12 protein-coding genes are annotated in these 19310 nt (G+C 63.2%); 10 read left to right on the top strand and 2 right to left on the bottom strand.

Annotation, left to right across the window (positions count from 1 at the left end; translation table 11 throughout):
• Positions 1 to 179: 179 nt before the first annotated feature.
• On the top strand, positions 180 to 4124 hold the full coding sequence (locus tag KUV45_RS08230; RefSeq protein ID WP_222162694.1) for a NahK/ErcS family hybrid sensor histidine kinase/response regulator: 3945 nt from the start codon (positions 180 to 182) through the stop codon (positions 4122 to 4124).
• A 104-nt stretch (positions 4125 to 4228) separates the two neighbouring features.
• Here the strand turns inward: KUV45_RS08230 and KUV45_RS08225 are convergent, their stop codons facing one another.
• Positions 4229 to 5752, bottom strand: coding sequence for a YdiU family protein (locus tag KUV45_RS08225; RefSeq protein WP_222162693.1), 1524 nt, complete (start codon positions 5750 to 5752; stop codon positions 4229 to 4231).
• 147 nt (positions 5753 to 5899) lie between these two features.
• On the bottom strand, positions 5900 to 6574 hold the full coding sequence (locus tag KUV45_RS08220; RefSeq protein WP_222162692.1) for a GntR family transcriptional regulator: 675 nt from the start codon (positions 6572 to 6574) through the stop codon (positions 5900 to 5902).
• 208 nt (positions 6575 to 6782) lie between these two features.
• Between KUV45_RS08220 and dctP the strand changes: the two genes are divergently transcribed.
• The 9 genes from dctP (at position 6783) to KUV45_RS08175 (ending at position 19289) form a co-directional block, all read left to right on the top strand.
• Entirely contained in the window at positions 6783 to 7880 is a 1098-nt protein-coding gene (dctP, locus tag KUV45_RS08215; RefSeq protein ID WP_222162691.1) for a TRAP transporter substrate-binding protein DctP, read from the top strand.
• A 67-nt stretch (positions 7881 to 7947) separates the two neighbouring features.
• Positions 7948 to 8499 carry a TRAP transporter small permease gene (locus KUV45_RS08210; protein WP_206941415.1) on the top strand — a complete coding sequence of 184 codons (552 nt, stop codon included), beginning with the start codon at positions 7948 to 7950 and terminating at the stop codon, positions 8497 to 8499.
• Positions 8499 to 9848 carry a TRAP transporter large permease gene (locus tag KUV45_RS08205; protein ID WP_206941417.1) on the top strand — a complete coding sequence of 450 codons (1350 nt, stop codon included), beginning with the start codon at positions 8499 to 8501 and terminating at the stop codon, positions 9846 to 9848. The genes KUV45_RS08210 and KUV45_RS08205 overlap by 1 nt, the downstream gene beginning before the upstream one ends.
• A gap of 28 nt (positions 9849 to 9876) precedes the next feature.
• Positions 9877 to 11232 carry a malonyl-CoA decarboxylase gene (locus KUV45_RS08200; protein WP_222162690.1) on the top strand — a complete coding sequence of 452 codons (1356 nt, stop codon included), beginning with the start codon at positions 9877 to 9879 and terminating at the stop codon, positions 11230 to 11232.
• Positions 11229 to 12761, top strand: a complete 1533-nt coding sequence (locus tag KUV45_RS08195; protein ID WP_222162689.1) for a malonyl-CoA synthase — start codon at positions 11229 to 11231, stop codon at positions 12759 to 12761. Before KUV45_RS08200 ends, KUV45_RS08195 begins: the two co-directional genes overlap by 4 nt.
• 131 nt (positions 12762 to 12892) lie before the next feature.
• The gene (locus KUV45_RS08190) at positions 12893 to 13918 is read left to right on the top strand and encodes an AraC family transcriptional regulator (RefSeq protein WP_206941420.1); all 1026 of its coding nucleotides are present in this window, start codon (positions 12893 to 12895) and stop codon (positions 13916 to 13918) included.
• An 83-nt stretch (positions 13919 to 14001) separates the two neighbouring features.
• Positions 14002 to 15825: a GMC oxidoreductase gene (locus KUV45_RS08185; RefSeq protein WP_261315893.1), complete on the top strand. Its 1824-nt coding sequence runs from the start codon at positions 14002 to 14004 to the stop codon at positions 15823 to 15825.
• Entirely contained in the window at positions 15822 to 17261 is a 1440-nt protein-coding gene (locus tag KUV45_RS08180; protein WP_222162688.1) for a coniferyl aldehyde dehydrogenase, read from the top strand. The genes KUV45_RS08185 and KUV45_RS08180 overlap by 4 nt, the downstream gene beginning before the upstream one ends.
• Before the next feature lie 72 nt (positions 17262 to 17333).
• Positions 17334 to 19289, top strand: coding sequence for an acyl-CoA synthetase (locus KUV45_RS08175; RefSeq protein ID WP_222162687.1), 1956 nt, complete (start codon positions 17334 to 17336; stop codon positions 19287 to 19289).
• Positions 19290 to 19310 lie beyond the last annotated feature (21 nt).

Below are 19310 nucleotides of genomic sequence, written 5' to 3'. Positions count from 1 at the left end.
ACTACAAAGGTGCATTCCACCTTAGTCGCGATTCTCTGCCTTATTTTCCGGTAATCGACGTTGGTCGATACCACAGAAATCCATCGAGTCTGTGATATTCGCCTCAAGAGACACCCTGCGCCCCCTGCCTGGCGGCCTTCCGATACCCTAGAATGGCAGCTGACATCGAGGAGGTGCCCATGTTTGCCGGTTGGCTGTTGATCGTCGTTTCACTTCTCTACATTGCCGTGCTGTTCGCCATTGCCTGGCGCGGCGACCGGCGTGCCCGGCATCAGGGCGCAAGCCAGCGGCGCCCGCTGGTCTACAGCCTGGCTCTGGCGATCTACTGCACGTCGTGGACGTTCCACGGCGCCGTCGGACAGGCCGCCACCTCAGGCTGGTCGTTTGCCAGCATCTTTGTCGGTCCGGTGCTGACCTTGCTGCTGTTCTGGCCTGTCCTGGCCAAGATGGTGCGCGTGGCCAAGCATCAGAACATCACCTCGATTGCCGACTTTATCGCCTCACGCTATGGCAAGACCCAGTCCCTGGCTGCTTTCGCGAGTCTGGTCGCATTGATCGGTACGCTGCCCTATATCGCTCTTCAGCTGAAAGCGGTGTCGACCTCCTTCGCGGTGCTGACCGACGCATCCGATATCACACGAGCCCCGCTATTCGGAGACACGGCGTTTTATGTGGCGGTGGTCATGGCGATCTTTGCCATCCTCTTCGGCACTCGCCATACCGATGCCACCGAGCATCATGAGGGCCTGATTCATGCGGTGGCCTTCGAGTCTCTGGTCAAGCTGGTAGCCTTTCTGGTACTCGGCGCCTATGTGACCTGGGGGATGTTCGACGGCCTGCAGGACCTGCTGACCCGCGCCGATATACACTTGCAACTCCAACGCCAGCTGGCCCAGCAGGACTTCGGCCAGAGTTTCTGGGCCCAGACCTTGCTGGCGATGCTGGCCATTCTGTGCCTGCCTCGACAATTCCATGTCACCGTGGTGGAGAACACCCACCGCGACGACGCCGCCCGCGCTCGCTGGCTGTTCCCGCTGTACCTGGTACTGTTCGCGTTCTTTGTACTGCCGCTGGCGGCGGCTGGCCTGACCACCTTTGCCGGCACTGACGTCGCACCCGATACCTACGTCCTGTCGCTGCCGATGGCAGCGGACCAGGGCTGGCTCACACTGCTGACCTTCATCGGTGGATTCTCGGCCGCCACCGGCATGGTGATCGTCGCGGCGGTCGCCGTCTCCATCATGATATCCAACGAAATCGTGATTCCTGCCCTGTTCCGCATGCGCTGGTTTGACACCAAGCCGCGGGACTACGGACGTCTGGTGCTCAGGGCTCGCCGAATCACCATCGCGGTGATCCTGGCGATGGCCTACGGCTTCTATCAGCTGATCGGTGAGTTCACCTCGCTGGCCTCGATCGGCATGCTCTCCTTTGCTGCTGCGGCGCAGTTCGCGCCGGCACTGATCGGGGGACTCTACTGGAAGCGTGGCAACCGTCTTGGCGTTATCGTCGGCATGAATGCCGGCTTCGCCATCTGGGCTTACACGCTGCTGCTGCCCGCCATGATCAACGCCGGCGTGCTCCCGGCTGACTGGCTCAGTGGCGGGCCGCTGGGGATTGCCTGGCTGTCGCCCACCTCGTTGTTCGGGCTGCATGTGGGCGATAACTTCACCCATGGCGTCATGCTGTCGCTGGGGATCAACCTGGTGGCCTACATCTTCGTGTCCCAGGTCACGCCCCAGCGCGTGGTGGAGCGCATTCAGGCCTCGCTATTCGTGGATAGCGTCGAAACCCGTCAGACCTCGGTCAACCGTCCCTGGACCGGTGCCACCACGGTGGGCGACCTCAAGGTGCTGTGTCAGCGATTCCTCAGTGCCGGCCAGGTTGACCGAGCCTTCAGCGACTACGCCCGTCGCAACGGCAAGGCACTGGAAGACAGCGCACGAGCGTCCATTGACGTGATCCAGTTCACCGAACGTTTTCTGGCATCCGTGCTGGGTGCGTCCTCCGCCCGTATCGTGGTCAATTCCGCCCTGCAGGGACGCGGCATCGGTATTTCCGACGTGATATCCATCGTCGATGAAGCGTCCCAGGTGCTGGAGTTCAACCGGGCCTTGCTTCAGGCCACCATCGAGAACATCAACCAGGGCATCAGCGTGGTCGATCAGAACCTGCGCCTGGTGGTCTGGAATCAGCGTTACCTGGAACTGTTTCGCTTCCCGGACCATCTGATTCGTGTCGGCGCGCCCATCGACCGTATTTTTCGCTACAACGCCCATAATGGCGAATACGGCCCAGGTGACCCCGAAGAGCATGTCGAGCTATTGCTCGACAACATTCGCGAGGGGCAACCACATCGCTACGTGCGCTACCGCCAGGACGGCAGCGTGCTGGAGGTCCAGGGCAATCCCATGCCCGGCGGAGGCTTCGTCTACACCTATCAGGACATCACCCAGCAGAAACGCACGGAAGAGGCGCTGATCCGTTCCGAGAACAACATCCGTATCTACACGGACAACGTGCCGGCATTGATCGCCTACTTCGACCGTGAGTGCCGCTACCTGTTTACCAACCGGGCCTACGAGCAAGCCTTCAGCATCAACCGCAACGAGGTGATCGGCAAGAAGGTCACCGACGTGATCCCGACCGACATGGCAGAGGAGCGCACGCCCTGGTTCAAGCGCACGCTGGCCGGAGAACGGGTCAGTTTCGAGGTCTCGCTGGACATCAGCGGTGAAGGGCTTCGCTACATGCTGGTGACCTACACCCCCCACTTCGGCGACAGTGGCGCCATCCTCGGTTTCTTCGCCCTGTACCAGGACATCACTGAACGCCGCCGAGCCGAGATTGCCCTTAAGGAAACCAACGAGACGCTGGAAGAGCGCGTGCGCTCCCGTACTCTGGCGCTGTCCGAGGCCAATTCGGCACTGCGCCAGGAAAACCGGGTCAGGGCCGAGGCGGAGCAGGCGCTGCGCCAGGCCAAGCAGGTGGCCGAGGATGCCAATGCCTCCAAGACCCGCTTCCTGGCGGCGGCCAGCCACGACCTGCTGCAGCCGCTCAATGCGGCGCGGCTGTTCACCTCGGCCCTGTCCCAGGACATGGGGGCCGAGGACATGAAGCGCACCATCGGCCACATCGACAGCTCGCTGCAGTCTGCCGAGGAGCTCCTCGGCACCCTGCTGGACATCTCGAAGCTGGATGCCGGGGCGCTGACGCCGCGTCGCAGCCACTTCGCCCTGACCGATATCCTGCGGCCCCTGCAGGCCCAGTTTGCGGTAATGGCCGAGGACCGCGGTCTTGACCTGAAGGTGGTGGGCTCACGCCTGTGGGTCGACAGTGACAGCCAGATGCTCAGGCGCATCATCCAGAATTTTCTGTCGAACGCGATTCGCTACACCCAGGAGGGCCGCGTGCTGCTGGGTATCCGGCGACGGGGCGAACGCCTGTTGATCGAGGTGTGGGACAGCGGCCCTGGCATTCCAGAGGCCAAGCAAGCGGAGATCTTTCAGGAGTTCCGCCGGCTGGACCAGGCTTCCCGACACAAGGAAAGCGAAAAGGGACTGGGACTGGGGCTGTCGATTGCCGATCGCATGAGCCGGGTGCTCGATCATCCCATCCGCGTGCGCTCCTGGGTCGGTATCGGCACCGTGTTCTCGGTCAGCGTGCCGCGGGTCGAGGCCAAGGCCGAGGTCGCCGAGTCGGACAGCAAGCCCTCACGCAAGGTCGCCAGCAAGCTCGATGGCAAGCGCATTCTGTGTATCGACAACGAGTCGCTGATTCTCGAGGGCATGAAGGCGATGCTGTCGGGCTGGGGCTGCGAGGTCTTCACCGCCACCTCCATCGGCGGCGCCAAGTCGGTACTGCGACACCTGGATGGCGACCCTGATGCCATCCTGGCCGACTACCATCTGGACAATGAAGTCACTGGACTGATGGCACTGGATGCCCTGAGCGAGCGCCTCGAAGGAGAAGTACCCGGCATCGTGATTACTGCAGACCGTACCGAAGAGGTGGCAGAGGAGGTCCGTCGCGGTGGCTTCCAGCTGCTGCTCAAGCCGGTGCGGCCCGCGGCCCTGCGTGCGCTGTTGACGCGGACCCTGCAGGCCAGCCAGGCCCCTTCATGAGGTGCAGCAACGTGCAGGCAGCCTTGCCGCCGACATCCTTGACGGCGTTTGCCTGCAGACACATGGTGCACCAGCCCCGCGCGATAACCCCGCGGGGGCTGGTCTCAGGTACCGCAGAAGGTTCTGAGCACGCGTTCGTCTCGCGTCGGGGGTGCCATCAGCCAGGCCTCGCTTGGCGCCTCATGGGGGCGCGTCACGGCGGCCAGCAATGACTCAAAGACGCTCAAGTCATCGTCGTCCACCGCGGCCCGGATGGCCTTCTCGACCAGGTGGTTGCGCGGGATCACCAGGGGATTGGCAGCGCTCAATCGCTGCCTCAGGGTTGGCGCGTCCACACCCTGTTGCTGCAGCCGCTGGCGCCAACGCGGCAGCCAGTCGTCAAGGCGATGACGTCGCTCGAATCCTTCGGCCAGGGTCTCGTCACCATCTTCCAGTGCGGCCGACAGACGGGCGAAGCCAAGGGTAAAGTCGGCATTACCCTCCTCCATCGCCTTGAGCAGATCCTCGCCCAGGGCAAGATCATGGTCATCTGACTGGTCGTCTTGGCTATCGAGCCCCAGCTTGGCGCGTAGCACGGCGGTCCAGGCAGCATCATGCTGTTCGGCAAAGTTCTCGATCGACGCCGTGGCCAGCTCAACCGCGCGCTCCTGGTCGTCATCGATCAACGGCAGTAGCGTCTCGGCCAGGCGCGCCAGGTTCCACTGGGCGATGGCGGGCTGATTGTCCCAGGCATAACGGCCTCGCTCGTCGATGGAACTGAACACCCGGTGGGGATGAAAGGCGTCCATGAAGGCGCAGGGCCCGTAGTCGATGGTCTCACCGGAGATCGCGCAGTTGTCGGTGTTCATCACGCCATGGATGAAGCCAAGCCCCTTCCATTGGGCGATCAGACTGGCTTGACGCTCCACCACCGCGTCCAGCAGCGCCAGCGCCCTGCCTCCTTCCGTACTCTCGGCCGGTTGGGGCGCACTCTCGGCCAGATGTGGCGCACTTTTGGCCAGGTGCGGATAGTGACGCTCAATGCAGAAGTCCACCAACAGAGACAGGGCCTCGGTATCCCGCCGCGCGGCAAAATACTGGAAAGTGCCCACGCGGATGTGGCTGGTTGCCACCCGCGTCAGCACCGCTCCCGGCTCCACCATCTGACGCACCACGGAATCGCCGCTGGCCACTGCTGCCAGTGCCCGTGTGGTAGGAACCCCCAGGGCGGCCATGGCCTCGGATACCAGGTATTCCCGTAGAACCGGCCCCAACGGGGCGCGGCCATCGCCTCCACGGGAGAACGGCGTGCGCCCGGCTCCCTTGAGTTGCACCTCCCGCAGCGTGCCATCCCGGTGCGTGAGCTCACCCAGCAACAGGGCACGGCCGTCTCCGAGTTGAGGCACGAAGTTACCGAACTGATGGCCAGCATAGGCAGTCGCCACAGGGCGGGCCCCCTCCGGCACCAGGTTGCCTCCCAGCACCTCGGCAAGCTGGTGATCATCCAAGGCATCCAGGTTCAGCCCCAACGCCTCGGCCAGGGGGCGATTGAACGCCAGCAAGCGTGGTGACGATACCGGCGTCGGTGACATCTCGGCTCGCATGCGATCCGGCAAGGACGCATAGCGCGCGGAAAAAGCGGGAAACATGACATACCCTCAGGCTAGCAATGACGCTGGGACCACCCTCGACCCCAGACGCGCCGTCGTCAAGCCTAGGACAGACGCTTCGTGGTGGAGAGGATCAGCAAGACAGGCCGCATTGTGCTTGATCACTGGCCAGACTCACCAGCAGGATCAGCGATCCGCGGTGGCTTCAAGCTTGCGCACACTGGATACGAAGTCGCTGAAACGCTCGCCCTGAATCAGCACGTGATCGCGCAAGATGCGCTCAGCGGCCTCCGCATCGCCAGCCGTAAGGGCGTCCAGCACAGCGCGATGCTCCTCCAGCGAACTCTGCATTCTGGAGCGCACCTGCAGCTGCAGCCGACGATAGGGTTTCAGCCTTTGCTTGAGCGACTGAGCCTCCTCGGCCAGGAAGGCGTTGTGACTGGCCGCATAGATAATGCTGTGAAAGGACTCGTTCTCATAATAGTAGGCGTCGCTGTCGCCGGTCTCGCTGGCTCTCTGGCAGCCCTCGAAGGCGGCCTGCAGCGCCTCAAGTTCCTCCGGGGTCATGCGCCGGGCGGCAAGACGGCCACACATGCCTTCCAGCTCCGCCATCACCTCGAACATCTCGATCAATCGCTCAAGCCCGAGCCGTGCCACAAAGGTGCCCTTCTTGGGATAGACGGTCACCAGACCACTGGCTACCAGCTGCTGGATGGCTTCTCGCACCGGCGTGCGCGATACCTTGTAGGCCTCGCACAGGGCCTCGGGGTCCAGGCGCTCACCCGGCGCGCGTCGACCGTTGATGATGTCGTCCTCTAGAGAGTCTCTCAAGCGCTGAGCGTTGGAGGTCTTGTTGCTCATGTCAGCATCCTCGCCGGCAAGCCTAACTCTGCCAGTTCATCGATTCATCGGCCCAACCGCCACCTTGGTCTAAGCCTGCCGCATTGACAGGAATATACCTGAGGGCTATTGATGTATACATCATAGCAAATGAAACATTTTTTACACCCTTTATCACCCGCCGTCCGCGGCACCCATCGCCACAATAACAACTCCTCAAGGAGACACCATGACACGCCACGCCTCCCCCGCTCATCCCGCTCGCTCGGCTGATTGCGATTGCACGACTCAGGACGCTCGCTCACTCCAGCAGGCTCGACCACGCTCAGGCACCAAAGCGCTGACGGTCGCCGCTTGCGTTGCCCTGTCGTCACTGGCCGTCAGCGCCTCGGCCAGCGCGGAAACCACGCTGCGGGTCTCTCACCAGTTTCCTGGCGGCCAGGGAGATGTCCGCGATGAAATGGTGCAACTGATGGCCAAGGAAGTGGAAGCTGCCGACGTTGACCTGGCCCTGCAGGTCTACCCCGGCCAGTCCCTGTTCAAGGCCAAGGAACAGTGGGGCGCCCTGGTGCGCGGTCGCCTCGACATGACCTCACTGCCGCTGGACTATGCCAGCGGGCGCCATCCTGAGTTCTCTGCCACGCTGATGCCTGGCCTGGTGCGCAATCATGAACGCGCCCAGCGACTCAATGACTCGGCGTTCATGGACATGATCAAGCAGGTCATCCAGGACGCCGGTGCACGGGTGCTGGCCGATGCCTGGCTGGCCGGTGGATTCGCCTCCAACAAGCAGTGCATCACCTCACCTGACACGGTGGCGGGGCAGACCATGCGCGCAGCAGGCCCGGCCTTCGATGAAATGCTGGCAACCGCGGGTGCTTCCATCGCCTCGATGCCATCGTCAGAGATTTACACCGCCATGCAGACCGGTGTCCTGGACGGTGCCAACACCTCGTCAGGCTCCTTTGTGTCCTACCGCATCTACGAGCAGGTCAGCTGCCTGACAGCACCGGGGGAAAACGCCCTGTGGTTCATGTACGAGCCGATCCTGATCTCGGAGCAAAGCTGGAGTCGACTCGATGAGGCCCAGCAGCAGGCGTTGCTCGAGGCCGGTGAAAAGGCCGAGGCCTACTTTGCGGAACAGGCCGCCCAGCTGGATCAGACCATGGTGGACGTGTTCGAGGAAAATGGCGTGGACGTCGTGCAGATGTCCCAGGCGGACTATGACGCCTGGCTCGAGGTGGCCAAGGAGAGCGCCTACAAGAGCTTTGCCGAGAACGTGGACAACGGTCAGGCGCTGATCGACGCCGCTCTGGCCGTGGAATGAGCCGAGCAAGGCGCGGCGTGATGCCGCGCCTTGCTGCTCGTTGTCGTCATGTCACCTCGGAGGCTCCATGTCCCATACTCACTCTCCACCCCACGTCGAGGCCGCGACTGCTGCCTTGTCACGCCGCCACAGCGCCGGCCCCATCGGCGCGTTCTGTCGTGGCATGGACAGGCTCTCCATCGCCTTCGCCGTTGTCGCGGCGGCTGCACTGCTGCTGGGCGTGCTGGCCGTCTGTCATATGATCTTCGTGCGCTATCTGCTTGGCGAAAGCACCACCTGGCAGACCGAATTCGCCATCTTTTCGATCACCGGCGCCATGCTGCTGGGTTCCCCCTATGTGCTGCTCACCGGTGGCCAGGTGGCAGTCACCGTGCTGCCCGACGCCCTCAAGGGAGGCCTGAAGAGTGCCATGAACCTAGTCGCTGCGCTGTGCGGCCTGGGGTTCTGTATCGCCCTGGCCTACGGCTCGTGGCTGTATCTGCTTGAGGCGTTCCACGGCGGCTGGACCACCGGCACGGTATGGAACCCTCCGCTGTGGCCAGCGCTCGTTCCGCTGGCCCTCGGCTCGACCCTGCTGGCAATCCAGTATCTGGCAGACATTCTGGGAGGAGCGCGCTGATGGACCCCGTCACCAGCGGTATCCTTATTGTCACCGCCCTATTCGTGCTGATGGCCATCGGCACCCCCATCGCCTTCGCCCTAGGCGGGGTCTCATTGGCCGCCCTGGTGCTTGATCAAGGCATGGGCGAGCTGACCTACTTCGGCGAGACCTTCTTCGGCAGCCTGGCCTCATTCGGCTTCGTCGCGATCCCCATGTTCATCCTGATGGGGGCGGCCGTGGCATCGTCCCCCACCGGACGAGACCTCTACCGTTCACTGGATCTGTGGCTCGGCAAGGTGCCCGGTGGACTGGCCATCTCCAATATCGGCGCCTGCTCGATCTTCGCAGCGCTATCAGGTTCGTCTCCGGCCACCAGCGCAGCCATCGGCAAGCTGGGCATTCCCGAGATGCGCAAGCGCGGCTATCCGGATGGCGTCGCCGCGGGGTGTGTCGCAGCAGGGGGTACCCTGGGCATCCTGATTCCGCCCTCGGTCACCATGATCGTCTACGGGATTTCCACCGAGACGTCGATCGGCCGCCTGTTCATCGCCGGCGCCTTGCCCGGTGTCATGCTGGCGCTGCTGTTCATGGCCTGGACCCTTATCGCCTGCAAGCTGGCCGGTGGCTATCACGCCCCCAACCCAGTAGCGGAAGCCGCTCGCGAGCTCAAGGACAAGGTCGCCAGTAACGTCGAGCACAACCTCAAGGCACTGGTACGGGTACTACCCTTCCTGGTCGTGGTCAGCGGCATCCTGTTCGCCCTCTACGGTGGTGTCGCCACGCCCTCAGAGGCCGCCGGAGCGGGTGCCTTCCTGTGCCTGGCACTGGCCATCGTGGTCTACCGCATGTGGCAGGTGAAGCCGCTCACCACCATCATGCGTGACGCGCTGCGGGAAAGCGTGATGATCATGCTGATCATTGCCTGCGCCGAGATCTTTGCCTATGCGCTGTCGTCGCTGTTCATTACCCAGACCGTGGCCGAGGCCATCGCCAGTCTTGAGGTCAATCGCTGGGTGCTGATGGGCATCATCAACGTCTTTTTGCTGGTGGCCGGCTTCTTTCTGCCTCCAGTGGCAGTCATCGTCATGACGGCGCCGATTCTGCTGCCCATCATTCTGGCGGCCAACTTTGATCCCTACTGGTTCGCGGTCATTTTGACCATCAACCTGGAGATTGGCCTGATCACCCCGCCGGTAGGCCTCAACCTGTTCATCATCAAGGGGATAGCCCCAGATATCGCGCTCAAGGACATTCTGCTCGGTAGCCTGCCCTACGCTCTGTGCATGGTGCTGGGCATCATCCTTCTATGCATCTTTCCGGGCATTGCCACCTGGCTGCCGGACCTGATCATGGAAACCGCCGGCTGATCGGCTCGGCCCCAACGAGGTGTTTCTGATGAACTTCAGCTTTCTGCAGGAACTGTTGTCCAACATCACCCAGCGCGACGCCCTGCTGCGCAGGCGTAGCGATGGCCCACCGCTGGACCATTCCCAGGTCATCGACGCCTGTCATCGACTGCTGGCAAGCGACGGCGAAGCATCGAGCATTACCCTCGCCTGCCAGGCCCTGGATGCCTATGGGCGCCTGGGCGACGAAGAGAAGACCCGCTTCTTCCTGACCCTGACAGAGGAGTTCACCGCAGACCCCGACGCCGTGGATCGCGCCTACCAAGACTACCGTGTCGAGCGCGGCAACATGGCACTTCAGCGTTTGTTCGAGGCCTGCGAGCCCAGACGGCAGGAGCTGCTGCGTCGCCTCAACCTCACCACCGGCGGAACCCATGATCTGGTGCGCATGCGCGAGGATCTGCTGCCCAGGCTCAAGGACAACCCGGATCTCAGGGCGCTCGATGATGACTTTGCCCACCTGTTTGCCTCCTGGTTCAACCGGGGTTTTCTGGTCCTCAAGCGCATCGACTGGAACACCCCGGCGGCAGTGCTGGAGAAAATCATTCGCTACGAAGCGGTACACGAGATCTGCGACTGGAATGATCTGCGCCGCCGCCTGGATGCTCGAGACCGACGCTGCTTTGCCTTCTTTCACCCGGCCATCGGCGACGAGCCGCTGATCTTCGTCGAGGTCGCCTTGACCAAGGGTATGCCAGAACGCATCCAGCCGATTCTCGATGCCAACCACGAGGCCATCGAGGCGGAAGATGCCGATAGTGCCGCCTTCTTTGGCATCAGCAACTGTCAGGTGGGGCTGCGCGGCATCTCCTTCGGTAACTTCTTGATCAAGCAGGTGGTGCAGGAGCTGAAGGCCGAGCTGCCCAGGCTCAAGCATTTCGTCACCCTCTCTCCTGTGCCTGGATTTCGCGCCTGGCTGGACGCCGAGCGCCAGCGGGAAGATGGCCGGCTGGACGATGACACCCAGACGCTGCTCAAGGAGCTCGATAGCGAAGGGTGGGAGACAGACCCGGAGCGCGCCAAGACCCTGGGCGAGGCCATCCGCCCCCTAGCGGCCCACTACCTCACGAAAGAGCGCAACCCCAAGGGGCTGCCCCTCAACTCGGTCGCTCGCTTTCATCTCGGCAATGGCGCCGAGCTTCACCGCATCAACTGGCTAGGCGACACCTCGCGCCGCGGCCTGGCCCAGTTCGGCGGCCTGATGGTCAATTACCTTTACGTCCTCGATGACATCGAGGGCAATCACGAACGCTACTCCAGCGAAGGCAAGGTCGCCTGCTCTTCCCAGGTCAAGGACCTGCGTCGACGAGCACGCAAGCATCTCAAGGGAGATCCCGTCACATGAACCACAACCTCTTTGCCACCTTTGAAAAACGCATGCACGAGCGTGGCGATGCCCCCTTCATCACCACCCGGGAAGGTCGGGATTACCGTTACTCGGACGCCCTCGACATGGTGGCACGGCTGGCTGGCGCGCTGGTCGAGCTTGGCGTCGGCCCGGGGGACAGAGTCGCCGTGCAGGTCGACAAGAGCCCCGAAGCCATTTTGCTCTACCTGGCCAGCCTCAAGGTCGGCGCCGTCTACCTGCCGCTCAACACCGGCTATACCAGCGAGGAAATACGCTATTTTCTCGGAGACGCCGAGCCCGCGCTGTTCGTGTGCCGTCCGGCCTCGCTCGACGCCGCCACTCAGGTCGCTTCATCCTGCGGCGACGTACGTGTGGTGTCGCTGGGCACTGCCGCCGACGGCGGACTGATGGACGTGGTCGCCGCGGCCTCACCCGTCACCGACTGCCTTGAGCGCGACGCCAACGATCTGGCCGCCATCCTGTACACCTCCGGCACCACGGGTCGTTCGAAGGGGGCCATGCTCAGCCACGGCAACCTTGGGTCGAATGCCGAGGCGCTGGTGTCTGCCTGGCGCTTTAGCGCAGACGACCGCCTCATCCATGCCCTGCCGATCTTCCACACCCACGGCCTGTTCGTGGCCTGCAACGTGATCCTGATGGCCGGTGCCAGCATGCGCTTCCTGCCCAAGTTCGATGCGGATGTGGTGTTCGAGGAAATGGCACAGGGCACCACCATGATGGGTGTGCCGACCTTCTATACGCGCCTGCTGAAGGATCCCCGACTATCCCGTGAAACCACCGCCAATATGCGCCTGTTCACCTCTGGCTCGGCGCCGCTGACCGCCGACACCCATGAGGCCTTCGAGGCGGCCACGGGCCATGCCATTCTCGAACGCTACGGCATGACCGAAACCAACATGAATACCTCGAACCCTTATGACGGCCAGCGTATCGCCGGCACCGTCGGGATGCCCTTGCCGGGGGTCGAGGTACGCATTACCGATCGCGAACGCAAGCATCATGACGCGCTGCCCCAGGGCGAGATTGGCATGCTCGAGGTGCGTGGCCCCAACGTGTTTCAGGGATACTGGCGGATGCCGGAGAAGACCGCGGAGGAGCTGTTGGACGATGGCTTCTTCATCACCGGCGACCTGGCGTTGATCGACGAGCGAGGCTATGTGCAGATCGTTGGACGGGACAAGGACCTGGTGATCTCCGGGGGCTACAACGTCTATCCCAAGGAGGTCGAGGGCCATATCGACGAGCTCGGCGGCGTGCTCGAATCAGCGGTCATCGGGCTACCCCACCCGGATCTGGGCGAGGGCGTCACCGCCGTGGTCGTCCCGGCAGAAGGCGCCACACCGCAGGAAACCGAGATCATTGCCGCGCTGGCCGACAAGCTTGCGCGCTACAAGCAGCCGAAGCGGGTGTTCTTTGTCGACAGCCTGCCACGCAACACCATGGGCAAGGTGCAGAAGAACCAACTCAGAGAGCGCTTCAAGAATACCTACGCGGCCAGCTCATAGGCGCCATCTGTTCCCCTATGCTCGTTCATTCATAACACCCCACAACGGCGCCCCATTGGGCGCCGTTGAGCGTTCGCGGGAGTCTCGGCGCCCATATATACTCACACCCACCAACGTTGTGGAGACCCTCCATGCAGCCTATGGTGCGTGCTGCTGCTCTGACCGGCTATCCGACCCTGCTCAGCGAGTTGGGAGGCAGTGCCCATCAGGCGCTGGCTCGCCTGTCCTTGCCTGGCGACTACCTTGACCGCCCCGACCGCCTTATTCCGGTGGCGACCAAGATCGACTTGCTCGAGCTGGGCGCTCAGCTCAGCGGCTGTCGCCATTTCGGCCTGCTGCTGGGACGCCACCAGAACATTTCCATGCTGGGCATGGTGGGTCTGCTGATTCAGCAGTGCGACACCCTGCGTGAGGCCATGGTCACCATTGCCGATCAGATCGGTCGGCATGTACAGGGCCTTGAGGTCAGACTGGAAGAGCGCGACGACCAGGCCCACTATCACTTCACCTATCGGGTTCCCGGCTACATCAGGCCATCACGCCAGCATAACGACAACACCCTGATGGGGGCCTACAACATCCTCACCTTCCTGTATGGCGAACCGATCAAGCTGCGCGCCGTCTACCTGTGTGGCGAAGAGCCCAAGGACCTGGAACCCTACACCCAGCAATTCCATGCCGCCCTGCGCTTCAACCATCCGGAGAACACCCTGGTCTTCGACCGGCATTGTCTTGACCACGCGATTGCCGGGGGCAGCCCCGCGCTGCGCAGACTGATCAACTCCTTGCTGCATCGTCACCGCTGGGACGATATCGAAAGCAAGGTGGAGTGGATCATCACCAACCTGCTGCCGCTGGATCAGGTCAGCCTGGAGGCGGTGGCCACGGCGCTGGATGTCCCACCGCGCACGCTGCAGGACCGGCTGCTCAAGCGAGGCCTTAGCTTTCAGCACTTGCTGGACCGGGTCCGCATGCGCAGCGCTCAGGTGTATATGCTGGACACCCACCTTAGCCTCACCGAGATCGCCGACCTGCTGGGCTATAGCCAGCTCAGCGCATTGACTCGCAGTTTCAAGCGCGTCATGGGCGAGAGTCCTGCCCAATGGCGACGAAAGCATAAGGCTGAAACGGCCAATATTGCGTCATTTGTCAAGTAACACGCGCCTTCGGTCAATCTGTGGCCTCCCGCCTTCACTATGCTCGGGCATGACAATAACGAGACGAGCAGGGGGACCCGGCCATGTCTGCCAGCGAGCAAGCGCACTTCGACTTCGACCAGATCATCATCGGCACCGGCTTCGGTGGTTCCGTCAGCGCCCTGCGCCTGTCGGAGCAGGGACATCGGGTCTTGATGCTGGAAAAAGGACGGCGCTGGAAGGACCAGGAGTTCTCGGATAACTCCTGGAATCTCAAGAAGTTTCTATGGGCTCCCAAGCTTGGGCTGACAGGCAACCTGCAGATCAGCCTGACCCGCAAGATCACCGCCCTGCATGGCGTCGGGGTGGGCGGCGGCTCACTGGTCTACGCCAATGTCCATCTGATTCCCAAGGATGAGGTCTTTGCCGCCGAATCCTGGACCCGGGTGCATCACGACTGGAAAGATCGCCTGATGCCCTACTACGGGCTGGCCCAGCGCATGCTCGGGGTCACCAAGAGCCACTACGAGAATGCCGCGGATCACGCCCTCAAGGAAACCGCCAGGCGCATGGGCCGTGAGGCCACCTACCAGACCGTCAACACGGGCGTGTTGTTCCCTGAAGACCCCGCCGATGGCAGCGGTGCCGGACGTGGCGACCCCTACTTCTCCGGGGACGGCCCCACACGTAACAGCTGTCGCTATTGCGGTGGCTGCACCATGGGCTGTCGCCACAACGCCAAGAACACGCTGGTCAAGAACTACCTGTGGTTTGCCGAGCGTAACGGCGTCGAGATTCGTGCCGAGAGCGAAGTCACCCGTATCGAGCCGCTGGCCAACGATCGCGGAGAGCGTGATGGCAGTGCCGGCTACGAGATCACCGTGCAATCCTCGACCGCCCGCTTCGCCAAGAAGCCCTATCGACTGAGGTGCCGAGGGCTGGTGCTATCCGCCGGGGTGTTCGGCACCATCCCCCTGCTGCTCAAGGCCAGGGATCAGGACAAGACACTCCCCCGGCTATCGTCGCGGCTGGGACGGGAGGTGCGCACCAATTCCGAGACCCTTATCGTCAACACCGCCCGGTTTGCCGATGGGCAGGGCCAGCCCCAGGAAATCTGCCATGGCCCGACCATCACCTCGATGTTCGACCCTGACGACGAGACCCGCATCGAGATCAACCGCTTTCCTCGCTACGGTGACGCGACCTTTGCCCTGCAGAGCGCCGTGCCGCTGACCGACGCCCAAGGCCAGGTGCCACGCTCTGTCAGCATGTTGATCAACATCCTGCGCCAGCCGCTCAAGACGCTGCGCATGCTCAACCCGGTGGGCAAGTCCCGCCACTCGATCATCTTTCTGGTGATGCAGACGCGGGATACCTACGTCCACCTGAAAAGCCATCGTCCCTGGTATAGCGCCTTTGCCCCAGGCTGGTCGGTCTACCAGGACAAGGGCGATCGGGCCCTGACCAATTACTTTCCCATCGCCCACGAGGCCGCTCGGCACTATGTCGCCGCCGCTGGCGGCGGCGATGCCGGCAATGTGGCTACCGAGGTCCTGTCCGGTGCTCCCAGCACGGCTCACCTGATGGGCGGCGTCGGCATCGGTACCGATGCCGACAACGGGGTGGTCGATGACCGTGGCCACGTCTTTGGCTATCACAACCTGCGCGTCATCGACGGCTCGCTGATTCCCGGCAACCTGGGGGTCAACCCGTCGCTGACCATCCTCGCCCTGGCCGAGTACGCCTGGGCCAACGCCCCTGTGTTTGATCAGGCGCGGGCCGCCAGCGTTCGGCGCGTCCATTTTTCAGCTCCCCTGCCGGGTTCCAGCTCATCCCTGGACGGTAGCGGGGACCTGCACGACCTCATCGCCAGCGACGGCGCCAGCCCTTCCCCTACGACGAGCGAACACGCCGGAGCCGACCTATGAACGCGCCACTCGCCTCCCACGACGATGCGACCCAGGATGACCTGAACGCGGCCTTCACCCTGCAGCGGCAGGCCTATTTGGCAGACCCTGTGCCCGACTATCAGGCACGCGTGCAGCACCTGCGCGCCCTGGCCAGGATGATCCAGGACCACCAGGAGGCCATTGTCCAGGCGATCAGCGACGATTTCGGCAATCGCGCTCGGGAAGAAACCCTGTTCTGCGAATTTGTGGTGGTACTCAGCGACATCAAGGATGCCATCAAGCATCTCAAGTCATGGATGCGGCCCCAGCGTCGACGGGTCGATCACAGTCTCTACTTTGGCGCCCGCAACAGGGTCATCCCTCAGCCGCTGGGGGTGGTCGGCGTGCTGGTACCCTGGAACTTCCCGCTCAACCTGAGCCTGGCCCCGCTGATCGGCATCTTTGCCGCCGGCAATCGCGCGCTGGTCAAGATGTCGGATCGCTCGCCTCGCCTGACCCAGCTGCTGATCGATATCTGCCCAAGCTACTTTGCCGCGGACAAGCTCAGATTCTTCGCCGATGATGGCATGCTTGGGCCACATTTTAGCCGGCTGCCCTTCGATCACCTGGTCTTCACCGGCTCCACCGCCACCGGACGCAAGGTGATGGCCAACGCCGCCGAGAACCTGACACCTGTCACCCTGGAGCTGGGGGGCAAGGCTCCGGCGATACTCGCCCCGGATTTTCCATTGGAAGAGGCCGTCAGACGGCTGCTGTTCGTCAAACTGCTCAACGCAGGGCAAATCTGCACCACGGTGGACTACCTGTTTGTGCCTGAAGGGACGCTGGATGCCCTGGTGGATGCTGCCAAGGCCATCGTTCACCAGCGTTACCCCGACCTGGCAAGCCCGGACTACACCTCGATCATCGACGAGACCTCCTATCAGCGTCTTCAGGCCACCCTGGACGATGCCGAGGCCAAGGGCGCGCGAGTCATTCGGCTGTCACAACAGGGCAGTGATCCGGCCACGCGCAAGTTCGCCCCCCACCTGGTGCTGGACGTGGCTGATGACATGCAGATCATGCAGCGCGAGATCTTCGGCCCGCTGCTGCCCGTGATGACCTACCGCGAGCCACAGGAGGTCATCGACTACATCAATGCTCGGCCTCGCCCTCTTGCGCTCTATCCCTTCTCCCGGGACACGACGCTGGTGGATCGCTATATCGAGCGTGTCCAGTCGGGAGGGGTCTCGGTCAATCATGCCTTGCTGCACGTCGGTCAGCATGACCTTCCCTTTGGCGGCATCGGCGACAGCGGTATGGGCCACTATCACGGGCGCGATGGCTTCATCACCTTTTCGAAACTGCGCCCGGTGTATCGCCAGGGCCCCTTCGACAGCATGAAACCGCTGATACCGCCCTACACCAAGACCACCCACAAGGTCCTCAAGCTGATGCAATGGCTGGCGCGCTAGGGATGACCCCATGCAGCGCAGGCTTGTGATGACGGTATTACCTGCCCCGTCGAAACGATCTGGAGCCCCGACATGACCACCGCTGGCATCCCTGAGCTGCCCTCCTACCTCGCTCACATCCAGGGCTTCCCGTTGATCCGGGACCGAGGCGACATCGAGGCCATCGAGCAGACGCCCTGGGAATCCCTGGGCCTGCCCGAGAGCACGCTGGATGTGATTGCCGACAGCGCTCGCCGAATGCCCGACGCTGTCGCCCTTCGCTTCGTCATGCAGCCCGATGACGACAGCAGCCACTGCTATCGCTACCGCGACTTTCTCGCCCGCACCCTGCAGGCGGCCAATGCCTTTCATGCCCTTGGCATCGACCGGGACGCGGTCGTCTCGTTCCTGCTGCCAAGCCTGCCGCAGACCCACTTCACCCTGTGGGGGGCGGAAGCCGCAGGAGTGGTCAATCCGATCAACCCGATGCTCGAGCCCGAGCACATTGCCGGCATCATGAAGGCCGCGGGCACCCGCGTTCTGGTTGCCCTGGCCCCCTTTCCCGGCAGCGACATCTGGGCCAAGGTCGAGGCCATCAGGGACCAGGTCCCTACCCTCACCAAGGTCCTGTATGTGGACGCCGCACAGTTTCTGCCCGAGGCAGAGGCCGTCGCCTTGCGTCAGACGCTGCCACTCCCCGATGAGGACTGGTGTGCCGACTTCGACGCCTGCCTCGAGCGTGCCCCTGATGACCACCTGGTCAGCGGACGCCGGATTCGTGCCAGCGACCGTGCCTCGTTGTTCCATACCGGGGGCACCACCGGGCTGCCCAAGCTGGCGCCTCACAGCCACGCTAACGAGGTGGCCAACGCCGCCATGATGCAGATGCTGTTCCGCCATGCCGATGATGCGGTGATCCTGTGCGGGCTGCCGCTGTTTCATGTCAACGCGGTGCTGATCACCGGGCTAGGCCCGCTGATGATCGGCGCTGAGGTGCTGTTGGCAACGCCGGCAGGCTTCCGCACGCCAGGGCTGGTCGAGGGCTTCTGGTCACTGGTGGAGCGTTACCAGGTCACCTTCTTCAGCGCGGTCCCGGCGATCTACTCACGGCTGCTTGAGGTCCCCTTTGGTGACGCCGATGTGTCCAGTCTCACCAGCGCACTCAGCGGTGGTGCGCCCTTGCCCCGAGCGGTTCACGGGCACTTCGAGGAGTTGACGGGGATCGTCCTGATCGAGGGCTTCGGCATGACCGAGGGCACCTGCGGCAGCATGGCCAACCCCCTGGCAGGCGAACGCCGCACCGGGTCCGTCGGCCTGGCCCTGCCCTACACCGGCGCCCGAGTGGTCACGCTGGACGACCATGGCCGCTACCTGCGTGACTGCGAGGTCGACGACATCGGCACCCTGGTGATCCGAGGCCCCAACGTCTTCGCTGGCTATCGCCAGCCCGAACAGAGCCGTGGCATCTGGGTCGAGGAGGGCTGGTTCAACACCGGTGACCTGGCCCGCCAGGATCGGGATGGCTACATCTGGATCACCGGCCGCGCCAAGGACTTGATCATCCGAGGCGGCCACAACATCGACCCACAGCTGATCGAAGATGTCCTCTACCGTCACCCCTCGGTACAGATGGCTGCCGCAGTGGGCAAGCCCTGCGACCGGGTCGGTGAACTCCCGGTGGCCTATGTCAGCCTGCAGCCAGGTCGAGAGGTCGGCGAAGAGGCCTTGCTCAGTCACTGCCAGGCGCACCTGGCAGAGAAGGCCGCGATCCCCAAGAACATCTGGTTCATGGACACGATCCCGCTGACCGCCGTGGGCAAGGTGTTCAAGCCTGCGCTGCGCCAGGATGCGGTCGCACGGGTCTACCAGTCGGTCGCCGATACTCTGCTCGGCGCGGGGGTGGCCCGGATCAGCGCTCGCCAGGACGCCGCCCTTGGGCTGGTCGCCGATGTCCAGCTGCCCGACAACGTTGACGCCAGCGAGCTTGAACAGCGACTGGCAGCCTACCCGATTCCCTGCCTGTGGCGTCGCTATCCTGCCCGGGAATAGCCACGACATGACGGTATCGCA

The organism is Halomonas sp. DP3Y7-2, from assembly GCF_019800795.1.
Taxonomy (GTDB): Bacteria; Pseudomonadota; Gammaproteobacteria; order Pseudomonadales; family Halomonadaceae; genus Halomonas; species Halomonas litopenaei_A.
Note: the sequence above shows the minus strand (reverse complement) of the source record. Positions and strands in the feature narration are given on the sequence as shown.